Annotated in this window: 23 protein-coding genes; 6 read left to right on the plus strand and 17 right to left on the minus strand. The window is 66.0% G+C overall.

Annotated features, from left to right (window positions below; translation table 11 throughout):
* Nucleotides 1–9: 9 nt before the first annotated feature.
* Entirely contained in the window at nt 10–903 is an 894-nt protein-coding gene (hemF, locus tag ACK8CO_RS06930; RefSeq protein ID WP_414898646.1) for an oxygen-dependent coproporphyrinogen oxidase, read from the minus strand.
* Nucleotides 904–1,025: 122 nt separating this feature from the next.
* Here hemF and ACK8CO_RS06935 point away from each other — a divergent pair, with 122 nt between their 5' ends.
* Nucleotides 1,026–1,427, plus strand: a complete 402-nt coding sequence (locus ACK8CO_RS06935; RefSeq protein ID WP_080615173.1) for a hypothetical protein — start codon at nt 1,026–1,028, stop codon at nt 1,425–1,427.
* Nucleotides 1,428–1,473: 46 nt separating this feature from the next.
* Here the strand turns inward: ACK8CO_RS06935 and ACK8CO_RS06940 are convergent, their stop codons facing one another.
* Genes ACK8CO_RS06940 through clpS form a run of 3 tightly spaced genes read right to left on the minus strand, consistent with a single transcriptional unit; the run spans nt 1,474 to nt 3,664 of the window.
* A complete protein-coding gene (locus tag ACK8CO_RS06940) occupies nt 1,474–2,283 on the minus strand; it encodes an SDR family NAD(P)-dependent oxidoreductase (RefSeq protein WP_080615172.1) in 810 nt (269 codons plus the stop codon).
* A 40-nt stretch (nt 2,284–2,323) separates the two neighbouring features.
* A complete protein-coding gene (locus tag ACK8CO_RS06945; RefSeq protein WP_414898647.1) occupies nt 2,324–3,325 on the minus strand; it encodes a class I SAM-dependent methyltransferase in 1,002 nt (333 codons plus the stop codon).
* A gap of 15 nt (nt 3,326–3,340) precedes the next feature.
* Nucleotides 3,341–3,664 carry an ATP-dependent Clp protease adapter ClpS gene (gene clpS, locus ACK8CO_RS06950; RefSeq protein ID WP_369822828.1) on the minus strand — a complete coding sequence of 108 codons (324 nt, stop codon included), beginning with the start codon at nt 3,662–3,664 and terminating at the stop codon, nt 3,341–3,343.
* 122 nt (nt 3,665–3,786) lie between these two features.
* Between clpS and ACK8CO_RS06955 the strand changes: the two genes are divergently transcribed.
* The 3 genes from ACK8CO_RS06955 to ACK8CO_RS06965 all read left to right on the plus strand — a co-directional run bounded on the left by ACK8CO_RS06955 (nt 3,787) and on the right by ACK8CO_RS06965 (nt 6,874).
* Nucleotides 3,787–4,488 carry an HAD family hydrolase gene (locus ACK8CO_RS06955; protein WP_414898648.1) on the plus strand — a complete coding sequence of 234 codons (702 nt, stop codon included), beginning with the start codon at nt 3,787–3,789 and terminating at the stop codon, nt 4,486–4,488.
* 236 nt (nt 4,489–4,724) lie between these two features.
* Nucleotides 4,725–6,179 carry a D-alanyl-D-alanine carboxypeptidase family protein gene (locus tag ACK8CO_RS06960; protein WP_414898649.1) on the plus strand — a complete coding sequence of 485 codons (1,455 nt, stop codon included), beginning with the start codon at nt 4,725–4,727 and terminating at the stop codon, nt 6,177–6,179.
* A gap of 8 nt (nt 6,180–6,187) precedes the next feature.
* Entirely contained in the window at nt 6,188–6,874 is a 687-nt protein-coding gene (locus ACK8CO_RS06965) for a fumarylacetoacetate hydrolase family protein (RefSeq protein WP_414898650.1), read from the plus strand.
* Nucleotides 6,875–6,951: 77 nt separating this feature from the next.
* Here ACK8CO_RS06965 and ccoS read toward each other — a convergent pair whose 3' ends face one another.
* The 8 genes from ccoS to ccoN form a co-directional block, all read right to left on the minus strand.
* Nucleotides 6,952–7,110 (minus strand): cbb3-type cytochrome oxidase assembly protein CcoS, encoded by a 159-nt coding sequence (ccoS, locus tag ACK8CO_RS06970; protein ID WP_080615167.1) that lies wholly within the window; start codon nt 7,108–7,110, stop codon nt 6,952–6,954.
* A gap of 6 nt (nt 7,111–7,116) precedes the next feature.
* Entirely contained in the window at nt 7,117–9,318 is a 2,202-nt protein-coding gene (locus ACK8CO_RS06975) for a heavy metal translocating P-type ATPase (RefSeq protein WP_414898651.1), read from the minus strand.
* Between the two features lie 3 nt (nt 9,319–9,321).
* Nucleotides 9,322–9,786: a FixH family protein gene (locus ACK8CO_RS06980; RefSeq protein WP_414898652.1), complete on the minus strand. Its 465-nt coding sequence runs from the start codon at nt 9,784–9,786 to the stop codon at nt 9,322–9,324.
* Nucleotides 9,783–11,216 (minus strand): cytochrome c oxidase accessory protein CcoG, encoded by a 1,434-nt coding sequence (gene ccoG, locus ACK8CO_RS06985; RefSeq protein ID WP_414898653.1) that lies wholly within the window; start codon nt 11,214–11,216, stop codon nt 9,783–9,785. The genes ACK8CO_RS06980 and ccoG overlap by 4 nt, the downstream gene beginning before the upstream one ends.
* A gap of 355 nt (nt 11,217–11,571) precedes the next feature.
* Nucleotides 11,572–12,459: a cytochrome-c oxidase, cbb3-type subunit III gene (gene ccoP / locus ACK8CO_RS06990; protein WP_080615163.1), complete on the minus strand. Its 888-nt coding sequence runs from the start codon at nt 12,457–12,459 to the stop codon at nt 11,572–11,574.
* Nucleotides 12,456–12,662, minus strand: a complete 207-nt coding sequence (locus tag ACK8CO_RS06995) for a cbb3-type cytochrome c oxidase subunit 3 (protein WP_080615162.1) — start codon at nt 12,660–12,662, stop codon at nt 12,456–12,458. The genes ccoP and ACK8CO_RS06995 overlap by 4 nt, the downstream gene beginning before the upstream one ends.
* Before the next feature lie 11 nt (nt 12,663–12,673).
* Complete coding sequence (gene ccoO / locus ACK8CO_RS07000) at nt 12,674–13,402, minus strand: cytochrome-c oxidase, cbb3-type subunit II (RefSeq protein WP_080615161.1); 729 nt, start codon at nt 13,400–13,402, stop codon at nt 12,674–12,676.
* A gap of 12 nt (nt 13,403–13,414) precedes the next feature.
* Complete coding sequence (ccoN, locus tag ACK8CO_RS07005; RefSeq protein ID WP_414898654.1) at nt 13,415–15,016, minus strand: cytochrome-c oxidase, cbb3-type subunit I; 1,602 nt, start codon at nt 15,014–15,016, stop codon at nt 13,415–13,417.
* A 212-nt stretch (nt 15,017–15,228) separates the two neighbouring features.
* On the opposite strand from ccoN, the gene ACK8CO_RS07010 reads away from it, so the two are divergent.
* Nucleotides 15,229–16,068, plus strand: coding sequence for a universal stress protein (locus ACK8CO_RS07010; RefSeq protein WP_080615159.1), 840 nt, complete (start codon nt 15,229–15,231; stop codon nt 16,066–16,068).
* A gap of 54 nt (nt 16,069–16,122) precedes the next feature.
* Here the strand turns inward: ACK8CO_RS07010 and fnrL are convergent, their stop codons facing one another.
* Nucleotides 16,123–16,869, minus strand: a complete 747-nt coding sequence (gene fnrL / locus ACK8CO_RS07015; protein WP_080615158.1) for a transcriptional regulator FnrL — start codon at nt 16,867–16,869, stop codon at nt 16,123–16,125.
* 62 nt (nt 16,870–16,931) lie between these two features.
* On the opposite strand from fnrL, the gene hemN reads away from it, so the two are divergent.
* A complete protein-coding gene (hemN, locus tag ACK8CO_RS07020; RefSeq protein ID WP_414898655.1) occupies nt 16,932–18,287 on the plus strand; it encodes an oxygen-independent coproporphyrinogen III oxidase in 1,356 nt (451 codons plus the stop codon).
* 5 nt (nt 18,288–18,292) lie between these two features.
* Here the strand turns inward: hemN and ACK8CO_RS07025 are convergent, their stop codons facing one another.
* Genes ACK8CO_RS07025 through ACK8CO_RS07040 form a run of 4 tightly spaced genes read right to left on the minus strand, consistent with a single transcriptional unit; the run spans nt 18,293 to nt 24,062 of the window.
* Nucleotides 18,293–19,903 carry an ABC transporter ATP-binding protein gene (locus ACK8CO_RS07025; protein ID WP_414898656.1) on the minus strand — a complete coding sequence of 537 codons (1,611 nt, stop codon included), beginning with the start codon at nt 19,901–19,903 and terminating at the stop codon, nt 18,293–18,295.
* Entirely contained in the window at nt 19,900–21,009 is a 1,110-nt protein-coding gene (locus tag ACK8CO_RS07030) for an ABC transporter permease (RefSeq protein ID WP_414898657.1), read from the minus strand. The genes ACK8CO_RS07025 and ACK8CO_RS07030 overlap by 4 nt, the downstream gene beginning before the upstream one ends.
* 1 nt (nt 21,010) lies before the next feature.
* Nucleotides 21,011–22,114 carry a microcin C ABC transporter permease YejB gene (locus ACK8CO_RS07035; RefSeq protein WP_414898658.1) on the minus strand — a complete coding sequence of 368 codons (1,104 nt, stop codon included), beginning with the start codon at nt 22,112–22,114 and terminating at the stop codon, nt 21,011–21,013.
* A 7-nt stretch (nt 22,115–22,121) separates the two neighbouring features.
* Nucleotides 22,122–24,062 (minus strand): extracellular solute-binding protein, encoded by a 1,941-nt coding sequence (locus ACK8CO_RS07040; RefSeq protein ID WP_414898659.1) that lies wholly within the window; start codon nt 24,060–24,062, stop codon nt 22,122–22,124.
* Nucleotides 24,063–24,090: the final 28 nt, after the last annotated feature.

The following is a 24,090-nucleotide window of genomic DNA, read 5'->3' on the forward strand; positions in this document are numbered from 1 at the left end:
CCCGCCCGCTCAGGGCCAGCTGGCAAGCGGCGGCATGCTCATCAGCACCGCTTCCGGATCATGCCCGGTCTCGAGCCCGAATCGCGTGCCTCGGTCGTAAAGCAGATTGTATTCGGCATAGAGCCCGCGATGGGCAAGCTGGGCGGCGCGGTCCGCCTCGGTCCAGGGCGTCCGGGCGCGGCGTTCGACCAGCGGCAGGAAGGCGGGCAGGAAGGCGCGGCCGACATCCTGGGTGAAGGCGAAATCCGCGGCCCAGTCGCCCGAATTCAGATCGTCGAAGAAGATCCCGCCGACGCCGCGGGCGCGGCCGCGATGCGGAACGTGGAAATACTCGTCGGCCCAGGCCTTGAAGCGCGGGTAATGGGCCAGGTCGTGACGGTCGCAATGCGCCCTCAGCACACCGTGAAAGGCGGCCGTGTCCTCGTCGCGCGGAAGGCAGGGGTTCAGATCGGTGCCGCCGCCGAACCACCAGCCATGCGGGGTCCAGAACATCCGGGTATTGAGATGCACGGCCGGAGCATGCGGGTTCTGCATATGCGCGACGAGGCTGATGCCCGAGGCCCAGAAGCGCGGATCCTCCCGCATGTCCTCCAGCCCCTTGCGCGCCGCCATCGCCGCCTGCGCCTTCGGGTTCAGCGTGCCATGGACGGTCGAGACATTGACCCCCACCTTCTCGAAGATCCGGCCGCCGCGCATCACGCTCATCAGACCGCCGCCGGCATCCGAACCGTCCTCGGACTTCCGGCGGGTCTCGGTCACCTCGAAACGGCCCGGCTCGCGCCCGGCCATCGCTTCGGGCGCGAGGCCCTGCTCCAGCGCCTCGAAGGCGGCAACGATCTCGTCTCGCAGGTTACGGAACCAGGCGGCAGCCTGCGCTTTGCGGTCATCGAACAGTTCGGTCATCGCGCCTCTCTCCCTGTGGTGGCAATCAGCTATCAGCTTATCTCCGTCCGCGCCACCATGCCGCATGGTTCCGTTATCGCGCCGGGCGACGTAAGATGGGCCATCCCTCCAGGAGAGTTTCCATGCGTGCGCTTGCCCTCTTGTTCCTTCTCCCTCTGGCCGCCTGTGCGACCCCGCGCCAATCCTGCGAGAACGCGGCGCTTTACGATCTGCGCGTGCTCGACAAGCTGATCCGGCAGTCCGAGCAGACCATCGCCCGCGGCTTCGGCTATCGCCGCGAGCCCTATGAGCGCAGCCGGCTGGATTTCTGCTATGGATCGCGGCTGGGGCGGAATCCGGCAGCGGGCTTCACCTTCTGCGACTGGCCCGAGCTCGGCGTGCGCGAGGTTCCGGTGGCGGTCGATCTGGCCGCGGAGCGGCGCAATCTGGCCGAACTGAAGGCCAAGAGGGCCGAGACCGAGCGGCGCGCGGCCCGCGCGCTTGCCGATTGCGCCGCGCGCTATCCGGCCCATCCGAAGGACTGACCTTGCCCGCGGGCTGCGGCGGGACCGAAGATCAGTCTCGGGGCGATCAGTGCGCGGGGCTGCCCACCGGGTCGATCAGCGTGCGCCCGCCATCGACGGCAAGGATCTGCCCGGTCATGAACTGCGCCGCGTCGGAAGACAGGAACTGCACCGTCTCGCTCAGCTCGGAGGCCTTGGCGATTCGCCCCAGCGGCGTATGGTTGCGGATCTCGTTGCGATAATCCGGCTGATCCTTGAGGATGTTCTGAAGGCTGGCCGACATCACCGAGCCGAAGGCCACGCCATTGACCCGAATCCGGTGCGGCGCCAGCGCCACCGCCATCGAGCGGGTCAACTGTTCCAGCGCCGCGCAGCTGACCGAATAGGCCAGAAGCTCGCCATGGGTCCGGGTGGCGGCGATCGAGGACATGTTGACGATGGCCCCGGCCTGGCCCTCGGTCTGGCCCGCCTCGCCGGCCTGACGGATCATCCGCCGCGACACGATCTGGCTGAGCCGCAGCGAGGTCATCACGTTCTGCTCCATCATCACGTCGAACCCGTCATTGTCGGGGTCGAGCGGATCCGACAGCACCATCTGCCGGCTGGCATTGACCAGGATGTCGATCCGGTCGAAGGCGTCGATGGTGGCCGAGAGCAGGTTGGCGATGGTCAGCCGCTCGCGCAGATCGCCCGCGAAATAGCGCACCTTGCTTTCGGTCTCGGCATTCTTGCCGCATTCATCGACGAGCCGGGGCTCGTCGCGGTCGGCGAACATAACATTCGCACCGCGATCGGCGAAATGCCGGGCGATGGCCAGCCCCAACCCGTTGGCCGCGCCGGTGACGATCGCAGTCTTTCCCTGGATGGAAAAGGACATGAGAGGAGCCTCCTGATTCGGGGCGCAACACTATGCGATTTCAGCGGGGCCGACGAGACGGCCGCCGCGCAAGCAGCAATTTGAACCCGGCCTCGGCCCCGATTTCACGGGTTTCTCCGAAAAGCCCGGCCAGATCGCGTTCATAGGGCAGATGCCGGTTGGCAACGATCAGCGCCTGCCCATGCGGCGCCAGCAACCGCGCCGCCGCCGCCAGGAACGCCCGGCCAAGCCCCGGATCGGCGGCACGCGAGACATGGAAGGGCGGGTTCGTCAGCACCGTGTCGAAGCCGCGCTCGGCCTTGAAGGCCGTCGCATCGGCCCAGTGGAACCGGGCGCGCGGATCGGTGACATTCCCGCGCGCGCAGCTCAGCGCGGCATGATCGGCCTCGATCAGATGCATCTCGGCAATGCCCGGATGCGCGGCCAGCGCCTCGGCCGCGACATAGCCCCAACCCGCGCCCAGATCGGCGACCCGTCCCTTGAGCGGCGCCTGCAGCGCCCCCACCAGAAGTGCCGAGCCGCGATCGATGCCATCGGCCGAGAAGACGCCGGGCAGGGTCCGGTAGCGCCCGACGATCAGCCCGCCCTCGCCCGGCAGCCAATGGGCAAAGGCCGCAGGCTCGGCCGCGACGGCAAAGGTCTTGCCATGCGCCTTGGCGAAGGGGGCCGAGGGCTCGGCCCCGCCCTTGCGCAGCGCCTTCAGCAGGCTGTCGACCCCGTCGGTCTTGGCGCCGTCGACCAGCACCGGCCCGCCCCCTGTCAGCGCCAGCGCCTCGGCCAGCCGGGCCTGCGCCGCGGCCTTGGCGCGCGGCAGCACCACCAGCGCGGCCGCGAAAGCGCCCTCGGGCGCCACCGCCACATCCCAGCCGCGCGCGGCCCAGGCATCGTGATCGGGGGCAAAGCCCTGCACGATCTGCACGCGGTCCTTCGGCAGGGCCGAAAGGTCGGCATCGGCCGGGGCGTCGAACACGGCGATCCGCCCGTCGGGCGGCACGGAAACGGCGCCGCTCTGCAGCGCCAGGGTCAGTCTCGAGACGGTCATGGGCGGGCTCTGGCCCTACTCCTTTTCCATCGTGCATTGCAGGGGGTGCTGGTGGCGGCGGGCGAAATCCATCACCTGCGCGACCTTGGTCTCGGCCACCTCGAAGCTGAACACGCCCACCACGGCGACCCCTTTCTTGTGCACGACCAGCATGATTTCGAAAGCCTGGGCGTGGCTCATTCCGAAGAACCGCTCGAGCACATGCACGACGAATTCCATCGGGGTGTAGTCGTCGTTCAAAAGCAGCACCTTGTAAAGCGGTGGCCGCTTGGTCCTGGGTTTGGCCTTGGTGATGACCCCGGTCTCGCCTTCGGGGTCGCCACTGTTGTCGGCCATCATGAGAAGATCGCTCGTCACGGGGTCCGGGCTCCGGCGAAGGTGATGGTATTCGGTTCAGATCACTTTATATATGCGGGCAACCCGTCCTGAAAAGGGGCGCAGGGACGCGCGGGACAACGCGAATGACCGGACGGATCACGACAATCGGTTTCGATGCCGACGACACGCTCTGGCAGAATGAACGGTTCTTCCGGCTGACACAGGCGCGATTCGCCGAGCTGCTTGCCGATTACGCACCGCCCGAGCCCCTGATGGCGCGGCTGCTCGAGGCCGAGCGGCGCAATGTCGGACATTACGGATTCGGCATCAAGGGCTTCGTGCTGTCGATGATCGAGACCGCCATCGAGGTCACCGAAGAGCGGGTTCCCGCCACCGTGATCCGCGAGCTTCTCGCCGCCGGGCAAGAGATGCTGCGCCATCCGATCGAACTCGTGCCCGAGGCCCGCGAAGCCATTCTCGCGCTGTCGGCAAGCCACCGTATCCTTTTGATCACGAAGGGAGACCTGCTCGATCAGGAACGCAAGCTGGCACAGTCGGGGCTGGGCGATCTGTTCGACGGCGTCGAGATCGTCAGCAACAAGACCGCGCCCCGCTACGGTGCCATCTTCGCCCGCCACGGTGAGGGCGCCGCACAGGCGATGATGGTCGGCAATTCGCTGAAATCCGACGTGATTCCCGCCATCGAGGCCGGCGCCTGGGGCGTTTTCGTGCCGCATGACCTGACCTGGGAGCTGGAACATGCCGAGCCGCCCCGGAGCCATGCACGCTTTGCCGAACTGACTCATCTGGGCGAATTGCCGGACCTGATCGCCCGGCTGGGCTGACATGTTGTGCCTGCGCCGGGCCAGACCGCGACATGTTGCAATGCCGCAGAAGCGGCGCCGATACCTTTGAAACACGGGTGTTTTCCCCCTTTCCTCAACGTGGTAGGGTTGGTGCGGAACGGGACCGCCCATAATAAAAATCCGGGCGGCGAGAGGCAGTGAAAAGGCAGACACACGTGAGACGAGCGAGTCTGTGCGTTCGGCGCGCGCTTCTATTTGCAATCCTTGCAATCGGCATGGCGATGACCGCGTCCGGGCTCCGGGCTGCGCCCTCGGCCGCCTTCGTGGTCGATGCGCGCACCGGCGAGGTCCTGCATGCAAAGAACGCCGATACCCGGCTGCATCCGGCCTCTCTGACCAAGATGATGACGCTCTATATCGCCTTCGAAGCGATCGAGCATGGCGAGATCTCGCCCGAGACCCTGGTCAAGATCTCGTCCCATGCCGCCTCCGAACCGCCCTCCAAGCTCGGGCTGCGGGCCGGCCAGAGGATCAAGTTCAAATACCTGATCCGCGCCGCCGCGATCAAATCGGCCAATGATGCCGCCACCGCCATCGGCGAGGCGCTGGAAGGCTCCGAGGCCGCCTTCGCCCGGCGCATGAACCGCACCGCCCGGGCGATGGGCATGAACCGGACCACCTTCCGCAATGCCAATGGGCTGACCGAAGAGGGCCATCTGTCGACCGCCCGCGACATGACCATCCTGGCCCGGCATATCGTGTATGACTACCCCGGCTACTACAACATCTTCTCGCGCACCAATGACGACGCCGGTATCCGGCAGGTCTACAGCACCAATCGCCGCTTCCTTGGCAGCTATTCGGGCGCCGATGGCATCAAGACCGGCTATACCAATGCGGCGGGCTACAACCTCGTTGGCTCCGCCCGGCGCGGACAGGAACGCATCATCGCCACCGTGATGGGCGGGCGCAGCACCGCGGCCCGCAATGCCGAAGTCGCCAAGCTGCTCGATCTCGGGTTCCGCAAGGCGCCCACACGCGTCGCGATGCGGATGCCGCAAAAACCGCCCTATCTCACCGGCCCCGCCCGGCTCGCGCCGGTGCCCCCGGTCGGCAACGCCCCGGCCGTGGCGCTGCTGGCCCGCTCGCTGCGCCCGCAGGCCCGGCCCGGCATTCCGGCCCCGAGCGACGAGATGATCGCCGCCCTCGCCGCCGATGTCAGCACCGCAGTCTCGGCCGCGAAGGCCGAACTGACCGTGCCCGCCGCCGCACCCGCAGCCCCGGAAGCCTCTCCTGCCGCGCTGGCCGCCTCGCTCCTTCCCCGTGCCCGCCCCGGCCGCGCGCAGCCGCCCGCGACACCCGAAAACGCCCCGGCCGGCGCCCCGTCACAGATCGCCGCCGCTGCGGCCGACACGCCGCCGACGCTCGAACTGGCCTCGGCCGATGCCACCCTCCAGACCGAGATCGTCTCGCGGCTGTCCTCGTCGGGCGGGCGCTACTGGGGCATCAATGTCGGCAATTACGGCTCGCGCTATCAGGCCGAACGGGTGCTGCTGCGCACCGCCCTGCAGGAAATGGGCATTCTCGACAATGCGCTGCGCAAGGTGGTGCAGGGCCGCCGCGGCTTCGAGGCCAATTTCGTCGGCATGACCGAGGCCGAAGCCGATCAGGCCTGCCGGCGGCTGCAATCGCATGGCGCGGCCTGCAACACCTTCGGCCCGCCCTCCTGAGCCGCCGCATGACCGCCTATGCGCTGCCGCCGCCCCCCGTGCCATCGCTGACCATCGCGGGAGATAGCGCCCGCTTCCCGGTACGGCGGATCTTCTGTGTCGGCCGCAACTATGCCGAACATGCCCGCGAGATGGGCGCCGACACACGCGAACCGCCCTTCTTCTTCACCAAACCCGCCGATGCGCTGGTCGAAGACGGCGCCGACTGCCCCTACCCGCCCGCCACGACCGCGCTGCATCACGAGGCAGAACTGGTGATCGCGCTGGGACAGGGCGGCGCCGACATCCCCGCCGAGACCGCCCTGTCGCATGTCTGGGGATATGCCCCCGGCAACGACCTGACCCGGCGCGACCTGCAGGACGCCGCCAAGGCCGCCCGCCGACCTTGGGACATGGCCAAGGGCTTCGATGGCTCGGCGGTCTGCGGCGCGCTCGTCCCCGCCATCCGGATCGGCCACCCCGGCCGCGGCCGGATCCTCTGCCATGTCGAGGGCCAGCTCCGCCAGGAGGGCAATCTGGCCGACATGATCTGGTCCGTCCCCGAGATCGTCTCGCACCTGTCGCGGCTGGTCGCGCTGGCCCCCGGCGATCTGATCTATACCGGCACGCCCGCGGGCGTCGGACCCGTCGGACGAGGCCAGAGCTGCTCGGTCGAGATCGAGGGGCTCGGCCGGATCACGACCCGTTTCTCCTGAGCCGGCTTCTTCTTGGAAAAATACCCCCGGGGGTCCGGGGGCAGGCGGCCCCCGGCGCCGCGCGCTGTCCTCAGACCTCAGGGCCTCGGATGCTCGTCCCAGTCGTCGTTCAGGATGCGACGGGAATCGCCTTCCGGGTCCTCGAACTGATGCGACCTGAGCGCCCAGAAGAAGGCGCCCAGCCCGAGCCCGCCGAGGAACAGCGATACAGGAATGAGATAGGCGATGATCTGCACGGGTCTCTACCTCAGCCGCAGGGCGTTCAGCGATACGGTGATCGACGAGGCCGACATTGCCAGCGCCGCCGCCAGCGGCGTTGCCAGCCCGACCAGCGCAACCGGGACCGCGATCAGGTTGTAAAGCGCCGATATCCCGAAATTCTCGCGGATCCGCCGCGTGGCCCTGCGCGCCGTCGTGACCGCACCCCCGAGCGGCGCCAGATCGCGGCCCAGAAGCACGATGTCAGAGGCCACCCGCGCCGCATCGAGTGCGCTCGCGGGCGATATCGAGACATGCGCTGCTGCAAGCGCGGCGGTGTCGTTCAGCCCGTCCCCCACCATCAGCACGCGCCGGCCCTCTTCGCTGAGCGCCTGAACCGCGGCGGCCTTGTCCTCGGGCAGCGCCTCGGCCTGCCAGTCCGGGATCCCGAGCCGCGCCGCCAGATCCGCGACCGGTCCCGGCGCATCGCCCGAGACCAGCCGGACCTTCAGGCCCAGGGCCACCAACTCGGCCACCGCCGTCTCGGCGCCGGGACGCAGCCGGTCGGCGAAGGTGAAGGCCAGGGGCGGCCGTCCCCCGACCCGCAACCAGGAGGCGGTCTCGGCGCCCGATGCGGCTTCGGCGCCGACCCAGTCGGCGCGGCCGAAACGCACCGTCTCGCCCCCGAGCGTCCCCTCGACCCCGTAGCCCGGCACCTCGCGGATATCGCTTACGTGCGCCGGATTCAGCCCCGCCTTGAGCGCCGCCTCGGCCAGCGCGCGCGCCAGCGGATGGGCCGAGCCCTCGGCCAGCGCCAGCGCGATTTCCAGATCGCGGCGGGCGTGATCGCCCATATTGGTCGGCTCGGGCGCGCCAAGGGTCAGCGTGCCGGTCTTGTCGAAGACCACGGCATCGACCTCGGCCAGACGTTCCAACGCGGTGCCATCCTTGATCAGCAGCCCGCGCCGGAACAGCCGCCCCGAAGCGGCCGTCGTGACCGCGGGCACGGCAAGCCCAAGGGCACAGGGGCAGGTGATGATCAGCACCGCGACCGCGATATTCAGGGCCAGGCGGATATCGCCGCCCGAGATCCACAGCCAGGCCAGAAAGGCCAGCAGCGACAGCAGATGCACGCCCGGCGCATAGACCCGTGCCGCACGGTCGGCGAGCGAGGTATAGCGGTTGCGCGAACTTTCGGCGACGGCAACAAGATCGGCCATGCGATGCAGCGAGCTGTCCTGCCCGGCCGCGGTCACGCTCACGGCTAGCGGGCCGGTCAGGTTCACCTCGCCCGCGCTCAGCGCAGTGCCCGGCCCGGCAAAGGCAGGCAGGGTCTCGCCGGTCAGAAGCGAGCGGTCGATCTCGGACCGTCCCTCGGAAACGACCCCGTCGACAGGAACCCGCGCGCCCGGACGCACCAGAACCACATCGCCGACCGCAATCTCGGCAATAGGCACCGTCTCTTCGCCCGCTTCGGTTCGGCGCTGCGCCCGCGGCACCTCGAGCGCAGCCAGCTCCTCGGCGGCCGAGCGCGCCACGGCACGGGTGCGATGGTCGAGATAGCGCCCCGCCAGGAGGAAGAAGGTCAGAGACAGCGCCGCGTCGAAATAGGCATGCTGGCCATGCTGCGCGGTCTCGTAAAGCGACATCCCGGCCGCCAGCAGGATGGCCAGCGAGATCGGCACATCCATGTTGAGCCGCCCGTGCCGCAGCACGGCAAAGGCGTTCCGGAAGAAGGGTTGGGCAGCGAAGACGATGGTCGGCAGAGCGATCATCGCCGAGACCCAGTGGAAGAGATCGCGCGTGGCACCTGCGGCGCCCGACCAGACCGCCACCGACAAGAGCATCACGTTCATCATCGCAAAGCCCGAGACGGCAAGCCGCATCAGGATGTCGCGCCCCGCCTTGTCGGTCGCGGTTGCCGAGATCACGCCGGGATCAAGCTCATGCGCCTCGTAGCCGATGGCCGCCAGCACCGCGATCAGCCGGTCGGCAGTGACCTCGGGCCCGGCCTCGACGGCGACGCGTTTCAGCGTCAGGTTCACCCGGGCGTTCAGAACGCCCGCGGTGCCGTTCAGCGCCCGCTCGACCGCCGAGATGCAGGCCGCGCAATGGATCGTCGGCAGCGACAGGAAAAGGCGTGCCTCCTTCGGAGCTGCGGCCGCAGCATCGGCCAGCGTTTCGGCCGAGGGCGCGACCGCGCAGGCCGGGCAGGCCGCCGGACGCATCTGCATCTCGGCGCTCATGTCCTAGCCGTCCACGTGCAGTTGCAGACGCTGCCGGAAGGGCGTGCCATCCTCCGCCGTGGCGGAGACACGAACCGTCCAGAAGCCCCCGTCCAGATCTATCGGCGCCGAGAAGGCGCCGTTGTAATAGACCATCCTGGGCGTCCTGTCGTCGCGCACGCTGGTTGCGCGCCCGATCAGAATATCGAGACCGTGGACCTCGACCGGATTGCCGGCCTCGTCCTCGAAGCGCAACGCCAGCACCTTCTCGGCCTCGTCATAGTCGATGCTGGTGGTCCAGCCCAATGCCTGCTGCTCGTGCAGATGGGTGTTGAACTCCTGGCTCGCGACATAGGAATTGGCAACTTCCAGACCGGGGAAGGTATGCACCGCCTGATAGGCCAGCGTCAGGTTGACGCCCACCACCACCGCGAAGGCGGCAACGGTAAAGATGAGGACCTTCCGCCCGGTCAGTTCCTTGCCCTTCATTTCATCCCTCTCCCGTTGAACACAGTGTCGTCATAGGTCCGCTCCGCCTCCGCGAGCCCCTCGAGCCAGATCCGGACATCGGAGGTCGCGGCATTGGCGGCGGCGCTGCCCGCCGGGGCGACGATATAGACCCGCTTCAGAAGCGTCTCGTCGGCCGGCACCGTGAAGGTTGCGTCCTCGGCGCCCTCGACCGAGATCGAGAAGCCCTCGACCGGGGTCATGCTCAGCTGGAAGGCGCGATCCTCGCCATGCATGTTGCGCACCCGGACGTCATAGGTATTGCGGATCGAGCCGTCCGACATGGTGACGAAGATCGGGTTTCGGACCGGCGCGACGGTCATGCCGATATCGGGCCGGATGAACAGCGCCACAACAAGCCCCACGCCCACGGCCGACCAGAGCAGCGTGTAGAAGATGGTGCGGACCCGGAAGATATGCCGCCAGACCGCCTTCGCGGGCGTGCCCGCGCGCTCGCGCGCCTCGTCCGACAGCGCCATGTAATCGATCAGGCCGCGCGGCTTGCCGACCTTGTCCATCACGTCATCACAGGCGTCGATGCACAGCCCGCAGGTGATGCAGGCCAGCTGCTGGCCGTCGCGGATGTCGATCCCCATCGGGCAGACATTGACGCAGGCATTGCAATCGATGCAGTCGCCGAGCTGCGCCGCGCCCTCGGCCTTGCGGTGCTTGCCGCGCGGCTCGCCCCGCCATTCGCGATAGCCGATGGTCAGCGTGGCCTCATCCATCATCGCCGCCTGGATACGCGGCCAGGGGCACATGTAGACGCAGACCTGTTCGCGCATGAAGCCGCCCAGGATGAAGGTCGTGAGCGTCAGGACCAGGATCGTCGAATAGGCCACCGCATGGGCCTGAAAGGTGACGAGGTTCCACATCAGGGTCGGCGCGTCGGCGAAATAGAAGACCCAGGCCCCGCCGGTGGCCACGGCGATCGCGAGCCACAGCCCCCATTTGGTCAGCCTGAGCCGCCATTTCCTGACATCCCAGCGCGCGTTCCAGAGCTTGACACGCTTGTTCCGGTCGCCCTCGACCCAACGCTCGACGAGGATGAACAGGTCGGTCCAGACCGTCTGCGGGCAGAAATAGCCGCACCAGACCCGACCCAGCGCCGAGGTGAAGAGAAACAGGCCGAGACCCGCCATGATCAGCAACCCGGCGACGAAGTAGAATTCGTGCGGCCATATCTCGATCGTGAAGAAGAAGAAGCGGCGGTTGGCAAGGTCGATCAGCACCGCCTGATCGGGCAGGTTCGGACCGCGATCCCAACGGATCCAAGGCAGCAGGTAATAGATGCCGAGACAGATGGCGAGAAGCCACCATTTCAGGCTGCGGAACTTCCCCGACACACGTCGCGGAAAGATCGGTTCGCGGGCAGAATAAAGGCGGTCGGGGGTCTGGTCTGTCGAGCTCACGCGCTCTCTCCGTTCGGGCTGCGGGCCGGGGCCTGCGGCGTGCCTCTCGCGGGGTCGCGTCGCGCTCCGGGCCCTCGTTCTGCGATAGCTAGATCCTGTCTGGCCCCAAGGAAAGCGCCGAGGCGTTCACTTCTGGGGCAGATTGCAGTCTGGCAGACGGCGAATCAGACAAGAGGATTCATGAGAACTGGAAAAACTCTAATTCTGTGCGCGGACGCACAGGGCTCTGTCAGGGAACGCGCTGGACGCTTGATCGGGGGTCGGCGACTATAGACACCGGCCCCCGTGGAAACGCGCGAACAGGATGGGGGCCGGTGCCATCGACCGGGGGCCACGGCCCCCGGAAGACGTTTAGTCACTCGCCGCCGCCCAACTGGTGGACATAGACCGCAACGGCCTTGCGCTCCGTCTCGCTGAGACGTTCCTTCCAGGTCGGCATGACCCCGAAGCGCGCTTTCGTCACCGTCTCGGTCAGCGTCGCGACGTCCCCACCGTAAAGCCAGATCGCGTCCGTCAGATTCGGCGCGCCTACGGTGCGGTCGCCGTGGCCGTCCTCGCCATGGCATGCAGCACAGTTATCAAGGAACACCGTTTCACCCTGACTTGCCAATGCGGCATCATGTTCCTGTCCGGAAATTTGCCGGACATATTGCACCACCTCGTCGATTTCCTCGCTGCTCAGCAGCCCGTCGGTGCCGAACGAGGGCATCTGCGACCAACGCGCATCCGGATTGTCCTCGTTCCGCACGCCATGGGTCACGGTGAAGTAGATATCCTCAAGCTTACCGCCCCAGAGCCAGTCATCGTCCAGCAGGCTGGGATAGCCCTGCCCCTGCACGCCGGCCGCGCCCGAGCCGTGGCACTGGGCGCAGTTGGTGCGGAACACCGAAGCGCCGCCCTGCACCGCGTAGTTGTAAAGTGCAGGATCGGCCTCGATCGCCGCCGGATCTTCCATCGAGGCCGCAGCCAGCCGGCTCGAAAGCTCGGCATTGCGGTCTTCGAATTCCTTGATCTCGACCTCGACATTCGCCCGGGTCGAATAGCCCAGAAGCCCGGGTGTCGCCCCGTTCACCAGCGGCCAGGCCGGGTAGAGGATCGAGTAGATCAGGGCATAGGCGACGCAGGCATAGAAGGTCCAGAGCCACCAGCGCGGCAGCGGATTGTTCAGCTCTTCGATGCCATCCCAGCTATGGCCGGTGGTGCCGACCTCGCCGGGCTTGGTGTTGTGATCGCTCGAACTCATGTCCGCGCCTCCTTATGGCACGTCGCACCGTCCTCGGTGCCTGCAGGTTGGTCTTCATACCGGAACGGGATGTTGGCCGTATCGTCGTGGCCCTTGGCGCTGCCCGGGCGGAACGCCCAGACAACCACGCCGATGAAGAACAGGGTGAGTGCCAGCAACATCCAGCTGTCGGCGAATTCGCGCATGAGGGAATAGGTTTCCATTGGCCTCCCCCTCAGCGGCTCGCATCCGGCTCGAAGGTCGAGAAGTCGACCAGCGTGCCCAGCATCTGCAGATAGGCGATCAGCGCATCCATCTCCGAGATGCCCTCATTGCCGTCGAAATTGCGCACCTGCGCCCCCGGATAGCGTTCGAGAAGACCGTCCACGCCATCGGCATAGGGGTCGATCTGAGCGTTGAAGTCCGAAACCGCGTTCTCGATCATCTCGTCGGTATAGGGCACGCCCACTGCACGATGGGTGCGCAGCTTGTCGGCGATATGCTCGGGGTCGAGCATGCGCCGTTCGAGGAAGGCGTATTTGGGCATCACCGATTCCGGCACCACCGATTGCGGATCACGCAGGTGGTGGACATGCCAGGCATCGGAATAGCGCCCGCCGACCCGGGCCAGGTCGGGCCCGGTCCGCTTGGACCCCCACTGGAACGGGTGGTCATACATCGACTCGGCCGCCAGGCTGTAATGGCCGTAGCGTTCCACCTCGTCGCGCATCGGCCGGATCATCTGGCTGTGGCAGACATAGCAGCCTTCGCGCACGTAGATGTCGCGCCCCTCCAGCTCCATCGGCGAGTAGGGGCGCATGCCCTCCACCTTCTCGATGGTGTTCTGCAGGTAGAAGAGCGGGGCGATCTCGACCAGACCGCCCACGGTCACGACAAGGAAGCTGAACACCAGAAGCAGCGATGCGTTCTTCTCAAGGATCTTGTGTTTTTCGAGAATTGCCATTGGCTGCGTTCCTTATTCAGCCGGGGCCGCAACGGGCGCCGGCTGCTTGACGGGCGCGGAGGTCGCGGTCTTCCAGATGTTGTAGCACATGATGACACCGCCAGCGACATAGAGGGCCCCACCGAGGGCGCGGACGATATACATCGGGTGCTTGGCCGCGACGGTGTCGGCGAAGGAGTTCACCAGGAATCCTTGCGCGTCGACTTCGCGCCACATCAGGCCTTCCATGATGCCGGTGACCCACATCGAGGACGCGTAGAGCACGATGCCGATGGTCGCGAGCCAGAAGTGCCAGGACACCAGCGCGGTCGAGTAGAGCCGCTCCTTGTTCCAGAGCCGCGGCGCCAGGAAGTAGAGCGCGCCGAAGGTGATCATGCCGTTCCAGCCCAGCGCGCCGGAATGCACGTGACCGATGGTCCAGTCGGTATAATGCGACAGCGAGTTGACCGCGCGGATCGACATCATCGGACCCTCGAAGGTCGACATGCCGTAGAAGCCGACGGCGACGACCATCATCCGGATGATCGGGTCGGTGCGGATCTTGTCCCAGGCGCCCGACAGCGTCATCAGGCCGTTGATCATGCCGCCCCAGGAGGGCATCCACAGCATGACCGAGAACACCATGCCCAGCGTGCCGGCCCAGTCCGGCAGAGCGGTGTAGTGCAGATGGTGCGGACCGGCCCAGATATACATGAAGATCAGCCCCCAGAAGTGGATGATCGACAGTTTGTAGCTGTAGACGGGACGCTCGGCCTGCTTCGGCACGAAGTAGTACATCATGCCCAGGAAGCCTGCGGTCAGAAGGAAGCCCACCGCGTTATGGCCGTACCACCATTGCGTCATGGCGTCCTGCACGCCCGAGAAGACCTGGACCGATTTCGAGCCCCAGATCGACACCGGAAGGCTGAGATTGTTGACCAGGTGCAGCATCGCCACGGTGACGATGAAACTGAGATAAAACCAGTTGGCGACGTAGATATGCGGCTCTTTCCGCTTGACGACGGTGCCGAGGAAGATCGCCAGATAGACCAGCCAGACGACCGTCAGCCAGATGTCGACATACCATTCGGGTTCGGCATATTCCTTGGACTGGGTCGACCCGAGCACATAGCCGCTCGCAGCCAGCACGATGAAGAGCTGATATCCCCAGAACACGAACCAGGCGAGGTTGCCGCCCCAGAGCCGCGCCGCGCTGGTGCGCTGCACGACATAGAACGAGGTGGCCAGAAGCGCGTTGCCCCCGAAGGCGAAGATCACGGCCGAGGTGTGCAACTGACGCAGCCGGCCGAAATTCATGTACCCGCTGGCCCATTCGAAATTCAGGCCCGGGAAGGCCAACTGGCTGGCAATGAACGTGCCGGCGGCAAAGCCGACCACGCCCCAGAAACAGGTCGCGATGACACCCGCCCGCACGACGTCATCCATGTAGCCGGTCGTGTCGACAACCGGCTTCGGCGCACCGAGTCCCCGCACCGTCCAGGCGGCAAGACCGCCGGCGACGAGCAGGATGATCACCGCGTGCACCATGTATGCCATGTCGCGGGCCATGAACGCGGCAACCGCGGCGAGCACCGCGATCACGCCCAGGGCGGCGATCTTAACGTAGTCCCACATTGAGAGTCCCTTCGTCTTTCGCCGACCGAACCGCCTTCGGCCGACTCCCTCACGATACCGTGACGTATTCTATGGTATGCACGGATATGCTTTGATCCAAATCAATCTCTCTTTAGCTTGTCCAATTCAAGCTTGATCTTGGTCAAAGCCTTGGAAGATCGTGGCGATTTAATGTCGCCGCGACGTCACTACCGACGCGAAGGAGTATTGCGGTGGGCTACAAGACCATCCTAACCATCATTACCGAAACGGACATTGCCGACTCGGCCCTCGAACCGGCGATCACCCTGGCGGCCCGCGAGGAAGCGCATCTCGACATTCTCTGCCTCGGTGTCGACCGAACCCAGACCGGTTATTACTACGCAGGCACCAACGCCTTCATCCAGCAGGAGACCCTGCACAAGGCGCAGGAAGAGGCCTCTGCGATCGAAGCAGCGGTCAAGGCCCGGATGGCCCGCGAAAGCGTCACCTGGAGCAGCGAGGCCGCAGTGGCCCAGATCGCCGGGCTCAGCCATCTGGTCGCGCAGCGGGCGCGGTTCTCCGATCTCGTGATCATGCCCCGCCCCTATGGCGAAGGCCGCGGCATCGAGGATGAGGCGGCAACCGAGGCGGTCCTGTTCGACGGTCATGCGCCGCTTCTGGTGGTTCCGGCCGGGGCCGATACCGCCCATATCGGCCGCAAGATCGTGATCGCCTGGAACCAGAGCCAGGAAGCGATGGCCGCCATCAAGGAAGCCCTGCCGCTGATGCAGGCCGCCGAGGTGGTCAATATCGCGGTGGTCGATCCGCCGAAACACGGCCCCGACCGCTCGGACCCCGGCGGCGCGCTGTCGCAGATGCTGTCGCGCCATGGCGTCAAGACCGAGATCTCGGTGCTGGCCAAGACCATGCCCCGGGTCTCGGACGTGCTGCAGCGTCACGCGACGGATATCGAGGCCGACATGATGATCATGGGCGCCTACGGTCACTCGCGGTTCCGCGAGGCGATCCTGGGCGGCGCGACCCGCGGCATGCTTGAAAAGACCGCGATCCCGGTCCTGATGGCGCACTGAGCCGACGCGGAAAGTACCGGCCTGGGACAGGGTCTCAGGCCGGGTATCAGAATATCACACCGGCATGCCGCCGTCATTGTCGTCGCCGGTCTCGCCCAGCAACATGTCGAAATCGGGAACCGTCACATGGCGCTTGCCTTCCAGCACGATCACCCCGTCGCGCTTCAGCGCCGAGATCTGCCGGCTGACGGTCTCGAGCGTGAGGCCGAGATAGTCGGCCATCGCCTCGCGCGTGAGCGGCAGGTCGAACACGATCCGGCCACGGGTCGGCCCCAGCCGCAGCACGGCGTCGCGCCGGGCGATGATTGCCAGCAGGCTCGCGATCTTCTCGCGCGCGGTCTTGCGGCCCAGAAGCAGCATCCATTCCCGCGCCGCATCCAGTTCGTCCAGCGTCATTTCAAGAAGCCGCTGGCCGATATGCGGCGTGCGGATCATCAGCTCTTCGAACGGCTTGCGCCGGAAGCAGCACATCGTGAGCTGCGTCGTCGCGGTCACGTCATAGGCGGCAAGGTCGCGCCCGGGCCGGCCGACGAAATCGGAAGGCAGCAGAAGCCCCACCATCTGGGTGCGGCCATCCTCCATGGTCTGGGTCAGGGTGGCGATGCCCTCCACGACCGAGCCCACGAAATCCATGCGGTCGCCGGACCAGACCACGCTCTGGCCGGCATCGAAGGTGCGGTAATACTTGATGGCCTCAAGCGCCTCCAGTTCATCGGCTTCGCAGCGCGCACAGACGGCACGATGGCGAATCGGACACTCGAAACACTCGGTATTCACAACGGAGGTGTCGGTAACGGCCATTCCGTTTCCCATTTTGACTTCGATCAAGGAGAGGTTCCTTGGGTAGACTTAACGCTAGTCGAATGAGCACAGAATCGCAACTCACCCGTCTCGGTCTATTCGACGCCAAGGTGCCACGGTACACCAGTTACCCCACGGCACCGCATTTCAACGCGTCGGTAGACGATGGAGACTTCGCCGGCTGGATCGGCCAGATCGAGCCCGGTTCGCAGATTTCCCTGTATCTCCACGTACCGTTCTGCCGCCGGCTGTGCTGGTTCTGCGCTTGCCGGACCCAGGGCACCCGGTCCGACGCGCCGGTCGAAGCGTATCTCGAGACGCTGAAGACCGAACTCGCGATGCTGGGCAAGCGGTTGCCCGAGGGCGTCACGCTGTCGCGCCTGCACTGGGGCGGGGGAACGCCGACGCTGCTGTCGGCCGACATGATGAAACAGCTTACCGAGGCGATCTTCACCGTCGCGCCGATGCACGAGCAGGGCGAGTTCTCGGTCGAGATCGACCCGAACGAGATCGACGAGGCCCGGCTCGACGTGCTGGCCGGGGCAGGCATGAACCGCGCCTCGATCGGCATCCAGGACTTCGACCCGCAGATCCAGTCGGTGATCGGCCGGATCCAGAGCTATGACATCACCCGCGACGCGGTCGATCTGATCCGCTCGAAGGGCATCAGGTCGCTCAACGCCGACATCCTGTACGGCCTGCCGCATCAGTCGAACGAGCGGATCGCGGAATCGGTGCAGAAGCTGATGTCGCTCTCGCCCGACCGGGTCGCGCTTTACGGCTATGCCCATGTGCCCTGGATGGCCCGGCGCCAGTCGATGATCCCGACCGAGGCGCTGCCGACGCCGGAAAGCCGGCTGAAGCTTTACGAGACCGCCAAGGAACTGTTCCTGTGGGACGGCTATCGCGAGATCGGCATCGACCACTTCGCGCGGCCCGAAGACGGGCTGGCCCGGGCGCTGGAGGCCGGCGAGCTGCGCCGGAACTTCCAGGGCTATACCGACGACACCGCCGCGGCGCTGATCGGTCTGGGCGCCTCCTCGATCTCGCGCTTCCCGCAGGGCTATGCGCAGAACCTGTCGGGCACCTCGGATTACACTGCGCGCATCCGCGACGGCCGCTTCGCCACCGGCCGGGGGCATGTGTTCACCGAAGAGGACAAGATGCGTTCGCGCATGATCGAGGCGCTGATGTGCGACTTCCACATCTCGACCGCCGAGATCACCGAGACCTTCGGCATCTCGAAATCCGAGCTGAACGCCATGTTCCAGGAGGTCGCCGACCGCTTCGCCGGGTTCATCGACCTCACCAATGACGGGCTGACGGTGCCGGAACACGGCAAGCCGCTGACCCGGATGATCGCCCGCGGCTTCGACGCCTACGACCTGTCGAAAGCCGGCCACAGCTCGGCGATCTGACGCTTTCAGGCGGCGCCCGGGTCTTCCCCGGGCGCCGCGAAGGCCGCCCGCATCAGGGTGCGCGTATACTCCGTCTTCGGCGCCTCGAAGACCTCGTCAACCTCCCCCGCCTCGACGATCTCGCCCAGCCGCATCACGGCCACCTTGTGCGACATCGCCCGCACCACGCGCAGGTCGTGGCTGATGAAGAGATAGGCCAGATCGTATCTGCGCTGCAGATCGCGCAGCAGGTCTACGATCTGCACCTGCACGGTCATGTCCAGCGCCGAGGTCGGCTCGTCCAGCACCACCATGCGCGGCCGCAGGATCATCGCCCGGGCGATGGCGATGCGCTGGCGCTGCCCGCCCGAGAATTCATGCGGATAGCGATGCATCATGGCAGGATCGAGCCCGACCTCGGTCAGGATCTGCGCCACTTCCTCGCGCGGGCTGCGCCCGGATTGCGCGCCGTGCACGCCCAGCCCCTCGGCCACGATCTGTTCGACCGTCATCCGCGGGCTGAGGCTGCCGAACGGATCCTGGAACACGATCTGCATGTCGCGCCTCAGCGGCCGGATCTGGCGCGATTTCAGCTCGTCGATGGCGCGCCCCAGAAAGACGATCCGCCCCTCGGACGAGATCAGCCGCATGATCGCCAGCGCCAGCGTGGTCTTGCCCGAGCCCGATTCGCCCACGATCCCCAGCGTCTCGCCCGCCCGGACCGCGATATCGGCGCCGTTCACCGCCTTCACATGGCCCGTGGTCCGGCGCATGAAACCGCGCTGGATCGGGAACCAGACCTTCAGCCCTTCGGTCCGCACCACCTCGGGCGCGTCTCGCTTCAGCGGATCGGGGCCGCCCACCGTCGCCGCGGCCAGCAGCTTGCGCGTATAGGGATGCTGCGGCGCGCGGAAGATCTCGGCGGTGGGGCCGGTCTCGACGATCTCGCCATCCTTCATCACGCAGACCCGGTCGGCAATGCGGCGCACCACGTTCAGATCATGGGTGATGAAGAGAAGGCTCATGGTCTCTTCGCGCTTGAGCTCGGCCAGCAGCTCGAGGATCTGCGCCTCGATGGTGACGTCGAGCGCCGTCGTAGGCTCGTCCGCGATCAGCAGGTCGGGGCCGTTGGCCAGCGCCATGGCGATCATCACCCGCTGGCGCTGCCCGCCCGACAACTGGTGCGGATAGGCGCCCAGCCGGCTTTCGGGATCGCGGATACCGACCCGCTCCAGAAGCTCGAGCACCCGCGCGCGGGCGGCGGCACCCGTCAGTCCCTGATGCAGCGCCAGGCTTTCGGTGATCTGCTTTTCCAGCGTGTGCAGCGGATTGAGCGAGGTCATCGGCTCCTGGAAGATAAAGCTGATATCGTTGCCCCGGACCTGCCTCAGCCGCTTCTCGGGCGCCTTGGCGAGTTCTTCGCCCTCATAGATCACCGAACCCGAGACCGTCGCCGCGCCGGGCAGCAATCCCACGGTCGAAAGCGCCGTCACCGACTTGCCCGAGCCGGATTCGCCCACCAGCGCCACCGTCTCGCCGCGCCCGACCTCGAAGCTGACGCCCCTGACCGCGACCTGCTGGCGGCCGTCCTGCTGGAACGAGACGCGCAGATTGTCGACCTTGAGAACCGGGCTCATTGGAAGGTCTTTCGGGGATCGAAGGCATCGCGCACGCCCTCGAAGATGAAGACCAGCAGCGACAGCATGATCGCGAAGGTGAAGAAGGCGGTGAAGGCAAGCCAGGGCGCCTGCAGGTTCTCCTTGGCCTGCAGCGTCATCTCGCCCAGCGAGGGCGCCGAGGCGGGCAGGCCGAACCCGAGGAAATCGAGGCTCGCGAGCGTGCCGATGGTGCCGGTGATGATGAAGGGCAGCATGGTCAGCGTCGCGACCATGGCATTGGGCAGCATGTGGCGGAACATGATCTTCCAGTTGGAGACGCCCAGCGCGCGGGCGGCGCGGACATATTCGAAATTGCGCGCGCGCAGGAACTCGGCCCGCACCACGCCCACCAGGGCGGGCCAGCCGAACAGCGCGGTGAGAAACACCAGCAGCCAGAAGCTTCGCCCCAGCACGGCGAAGAGGATGATGATGATGTAAAGCTGCGGCGTCGAGGTCCAGATCTCGATGAAGCGCTGAAAGATCAGGTCGGTCAGGCCGCCGAAAAAGCCCTGCACCGCCCCTGTCACGACTCCGATGACCGAGGCGATGCCGGTGACCATCAGCGTGAACAGGATCGACAGCCGGAAGCCGTAGATCACCCGGGCCAGCACGTCGCGCGTGGTGTCGTCGGTGCCCAGCCAGTGCTGCGCATCGGGGGCCGAGGGCGCGGTGCCGTCGATATTGTTGACGGTGTCGTAGCTGTAGGGGATCGGCGGCCAGAGCATCCAGCCCTTCTCGATCGTCTCACCGTCGACGACGCCGTCCTGCGCATCTTCGATCACGCCCTCGGGGTCGTCCCAGCAGGCCTCGAGCCCGCCCGAGACGATCAGGCACTGGATCTCGATATCGCGATAGACCGCCTCGGTGCGCAGGTCGCCGCCGAAATCGGTCTCGGGATAGAAGCTGTAGACCGGAAAGAAGCTATCGCCGCGATAATTGACATAGATCGGCTTGTCATTGGCCAGAAGCTCGGCAAAGAGCGACAGCCCGAAGATCACGACGAAGATCATCAGCGACCAGTGGGCGCGGCGGTTGCGCTTGAAGTTGCGCCAGCGCCGCTGGTTCAGGGGTGAAAGCCAGGCCATGTCAGGTCTCCCGGCTTTCGAAATCGATCCGGGGATCGACCAGCACATAGGTCAGGTCGGACAGGATGCCGACCAGCAGACCGATCAGCCCGAAGACGTAAAGCGTGGCGAAGATCACCGGATAGTCGCGCGCCACTGCCGCCTCGAAGCCCAGACGCCCCAGCCCGTCGAGCGAGAAGATCGTCTCGATGATGATCGAGGCGCCGAAGAAGACGCCGATGAACATGCCCGGAAAGCCCGCAATCACGATCAGCATCGCGTTGCGGAAGACATGGCCGTAAAGCACCCGCCCCTCGGACAGGCCCTTGGCCTTGGCGGTGACGACATATTGCTTCTTGATCTCGTCGAGGAAGGAATTCTTGGTCAGAAGCGTCAGCGTGGCAAAGCTGGAAATCGTGGTGGCGACGACCGGCAGAGTGATGTGCCAGAAATAGTCGAGGATCTTCGCAGGCCAGCTGAGCTCGGCCCAGTTCTCCGAGACCAGCCCCCTCAGCGGGAACCATTGCAGGTAGGAGCCGCCCGCGAACAGCACCAGCAGAAGCACCGCGAACAGGAAGCCCGGGATCGCATAGCCGATGATGATCGCCGCCGAGGTCCAGGTATCGAAGGATGTCCCGTCCCGCACCGCCTTGCGGATGCCCAGCGGGATCGAGACCATATAGGCGATCAGCGTCGACCAGAGCCCGAGGCTTATCGAGACCGGCATCTTCTCCAGCACCAGATCGACCACCGAGACCGAGCGGAAATAGCTTTGCCCGAAATCGAACCGGGCATAGTTCCAGATCATCGTCAGGAAGCGTTCCAGCGGCGGCTTGTCGAAGCCGAATTCCTTCTCCAGCTCGGCGATGAAATCGGGCGGCAGGCCGCGCGCGCCGATATATTTGTCGGTCGGGCTGCCGCCGCCACCGCCCCCGCCAAGCGCGGCACCGGTATCGCCGCCGCCGCCGGCAAAGCCCGAAAACACATCGCCCTGGCCCTCGATCTTGGCGATCACCTGTTCGACGGGCCCGCCCGGCACGAACTGGGTCAGGGTGAAGTTGATGATCATGATGCCCAGAAGCGTCGGTACGATCAGCGCGAGACGACGCAGGATATAGGCGCCCATGCCCGGCCTACCTCAACGCGCCAGAGGCATGCAGCCGGTCCGCCGCCGCCTGATCGAACCACCAGAAGTCAAGCTCGCCCACCTGCAGCGGCGGCAGCGTCTCGGGATGGCGGTACATGTCGTAATAGGCGACCCAGCTCTTGTCGTTGAACCAGAGCGGAATGTCGAAATGCTGCGACCGCAGAACCCGGTCGAGCGCATGGACGCGGGTCTTCATGCCCTCGAGCGTATCGGCCGCGACAACCTCGTCGATCAGCCGGTCGACGGCCGGGCTGCGCAGCCGCATCAGGTTGCGCGAGCTGTTATCGGCGGTCTTCGAGCCGAACCATTGCGACAGCCCGCTCGACGGTTCGAACCCCATCACGAAGCCCTGATTGGCAAGATCGAACATCCCGGCGCGCCGCCGTTCGACATATTGCGCGGTATCGACGCGCTCCAGGCGGCCGTTCACGCCCAGCATCCTGAGATTCTCGAGGAAGGGGTTGATGGCGCGGTCAAATTGCGGATCGCGCTGGATGATGACCAGCTCCAGCGGCTGGCCGTCCTTGCGCCTTATGCCATCGTCGCCCGCAACCCAGCCCGCCTCGTCCAGCAGTTTCGAGGCCGCGCGGATGATCCGGCGCGAGGGGCGGTAGGTATCGGCGTCATGATCGGGCGGGCTCGCCACCTCCTCGGTCAGGATCGACGGCTCCAGCAGACCCTCCTCGACCAGCGGCTGCAGGATCGCGGCCTCGTCGGCCCCGGGCGTGCCGGAGGCCGCCAGATCGGTGCCCGACCAGAACGATACCGGCTGGGTGAAATAGCCGTAGAACAGCGTCTTGTTCGACCAGGCGAAGTTGAACATCATCTCGACGGCGCGACGCACCCGGATATCCTGCCACTTGGCGCGGTCGAGGTTGAAGACCCAGCTCAGCCGGGTGCCGACATTGCCGTCGGGAATTGGCTCGCGCAGCACGTCTCCGCGCTCGATGCCCGGGAAGTCATAGCCCGTGGCCCAGGTCTTCGAAGAGTTCTCGGTCCGGAAGGTATAGGCGCCCGACTTGAAGGCCTCGAAGGCGGCATTGCTGTCGGCAAAATACTCGACCCGGATCCGGTCGAAATTGTAGCGCCCGATATTGAAGGGCTGTTCGGCCCCCCAGAAATCGGGATTGCGGCGATAGACGACGCGGCGGTTGTAATCGAAGCTGTCCAGCACATAGGCGCCGGTCGCCATGAAGGGCGTCTTGGTGCTCTGGTCGAGCCGGGCGCCGGTTTCCTCGAACCAGGCCTTCGAGAAGGCCGGGGTGCCGCCCGCCAGCCCGATCCGGTCGCGCATCGGGGTCACGTCGTTGAAGGTGAACTTGATCCGGTGCGGGCCCAGCACCTCGATCGGGCCGAAATAGGCCTCGACCAGACGGCGGTATTCGATGATCCCCTGTTCCAGGAACAGCTTCTGGGTGAAGGCGATGTCCTCGGCCGTCATCGGCGTGCCGTCCTGGAAGGTGACGTCGTCGCGCAGGTTGAAGATCACCCAGGACAGATCCTCGGGATATTCGATCGAGGTGCAGAGATAGCAATACATCGCATAGGGGTCGTCGGCGGTCGAGGTCATCAGGCTTTCGGTGCCGATGGTGTTCAAAGCCGCCGGCACGCCCATGCGCGAATACTGGTTGAAGCTGTCGAAGGTGCCCGGCGCCCAGATCGAGATCTCGCCGCCCTTGGGCGCGTCGGGATTGACGTAATCGAGATGGGCCATGTCGGGGCCGTATTTCGGCGCGCCCAGCGCCGAATAGGCGAAGCTCTCGACGACCTTGCCGCCCGACATGCCGGTCGCGACCTCCTCGGCCGGGGCCCGACCGGCGCCAAAGGTCAGAACCAGCGCCAGAACGGGCGCCAGAAGCGGCCTCGGGACCGGTCGGGCGGCGGCGGCCCGGGCGGCACGGTGCGGATGGCGGCGGGGCGTGGGCATCGGCAAACTCCCTGTCTTCTGCGGTCGG

This window comes from Rhodovulum sp. HP10 (assembly GCF_047553435.1).
Lineage (GTDB): Bacteria > Pseudomonadota > Alphaproteobacteria > Rhodobacterales > Rhodobacteraceae > Rhodovulum.

What these genes read in the sequence shown, in the direction of transcription:
- ccoN (WP_414898654.1), bottom strand. Translation starts at nt 15,016, where the DNA reads ATGTGGGACTACGTTAAGATCGCCGCCCTGGGCGTGATCGCGGTGCTC.
- ACK8CO_RS07035 (WP_414898658.1), bottom strand. Translation starts at nt 22,114, where the DNA reads ATGGGCGCCTATATCCTGCGTCGTCTCGCGCTGATCGTACCGACGCTT.
- ACK8CO_RS07025 (WP_414898656.1), bottom strand. Translation starts at nt 19,903, where the DNA reads ATGAGCCCGGTTCTCAAGGTCGACAATCTGCGCGTCTCGTTCCAGCAG.
- fnrL (WP_080615158.1), bottom strand. Translation starts at nt 16,869, where the DNA reads ATGGCCGTTACCGACACCTCCGTTGTGAATACCGAGTGTTTCGAGTGT.
- ACK8CO_RS06940 (WP_080615172.1), bottom strand. Translation starts at nt 2,283, where the DNA reads ATGTCCTTTTCCATCCAGGGAAAGACTGCGATCGTCACCGGCGCGGCC.
- ACK8CO_RS07030 (WP_414898657.1), bottom strand. Translation starts at nt 21,009, where the DNA reads ATGGCCTGGCTTTCACCCCTGAACCAGCGGCGCTGGCGCAACTTCAAG.
- hemF (WP_414898646.1), bottom strand. Translation starts at nt 903, where the DNA reads ATGACCGAACTGTTCGATGACCGCAAAGCGCAGGCTGCCGCCTGGTTC.
- ACK8CO_RS06975 (WP_414898651.1), bottom strand. Translation starts at nt 9,318, where the DNA reads ATGAGCGCCGAGATGCAGATGCGTCCGGCGGCCTGCCCGGCCTGCGCG.
- hemN (WP_414898655.1), top strand. Translation starts at nt 16,932, where the DNA reads ATGAGCACAGAATCGCAACTCACCCGTCTCGGTCTATTCGACGCCAAG.
- ccoP (WP_080615163.1), bottom strand. Translation starts at nt 12,459, where the DNA reads ATGAGTTCGAGCGATCACAACACCAAGCCCGGCGAGGTCGGCACCACC.
- ACK8CO_RS07040 (WP_414898659.1), bottom strand. Translation starts at nt 24,062, where the DNA reads ATGCCCACGCCCCGCCGCCATCCGCACCGTGCCGCCCGGGCCGCCGCC.
- ccoO (WP_080615161.1), bottom strand. Translation starts at nt 13,402, where the DNA reads ATGGCAATTCTCGAAAAACACAAGATCCTTGAGAAGAACGCATCGCTG.
- ACK8CO_RS06980 (WP_414898652.1), bottom strand. Translation starts at nt 9,786, where the DNA reads ATGAAGGGCAAGGAACTGACCGGGCGGAAGGTCCTCATCTTTACCGTT.
- ACK8CO_RS06945 (WP_414898647.1), bottom strand. Translation starts at nt 3,325, where the DNA reads ATGACCGTCTCGAGACTGACCCTGGCGCTGCAGAGCGGCGCCGTTTCC.
- ACK8CO_RS06995 (WP_080615162.1), bottom strand. Translation starts at nt 12,662, where the DNA reads ATGGAAACCTATTCCCTCATGCGCGAATTCGCCGACAGCTGGATGTTG.
- ACK8CO_RS06960 (WP_414898649.1), top strand. Translation starts at nt 4,725, where the DNA reads ATGGCGATGACCGCGTCCGGGCTCCGGGCTGCGCCCTCGGCCGCCTTC.
- clpS (WP_369822828.1), bottom strand. Translation starts at nt 3,664, where the DNA reads ATGATGGCCGACAACAGTGGCGACCCCGAAGGCGAGACCGGGGTCATC.
- ACK8CO_RS06935 (WP_080615173.1), top strand. Translation starts at nt 1,026, where the DNA reads ATGCGTGCGCTTGCCCTCTTGTTCCTTCTCCCTCTGGCCGCCTGTGCG.
- ACK8CO_RS06955 (WP_414898648.1), top strand. Translation starts at nt 3,787, where the DNA reads ATGACCGGACGGATCACGACAATCGGTTTCGATGCCGACGACACGCTC.
- ACK8CO_RS06965 (WP_414898650.1), top strand. Translation starts at nt 6,188, where the DNA reads ATGACCGCCTATGCGCTGCCGCCGCCCCCCGTGCCATCGCTGACCATC.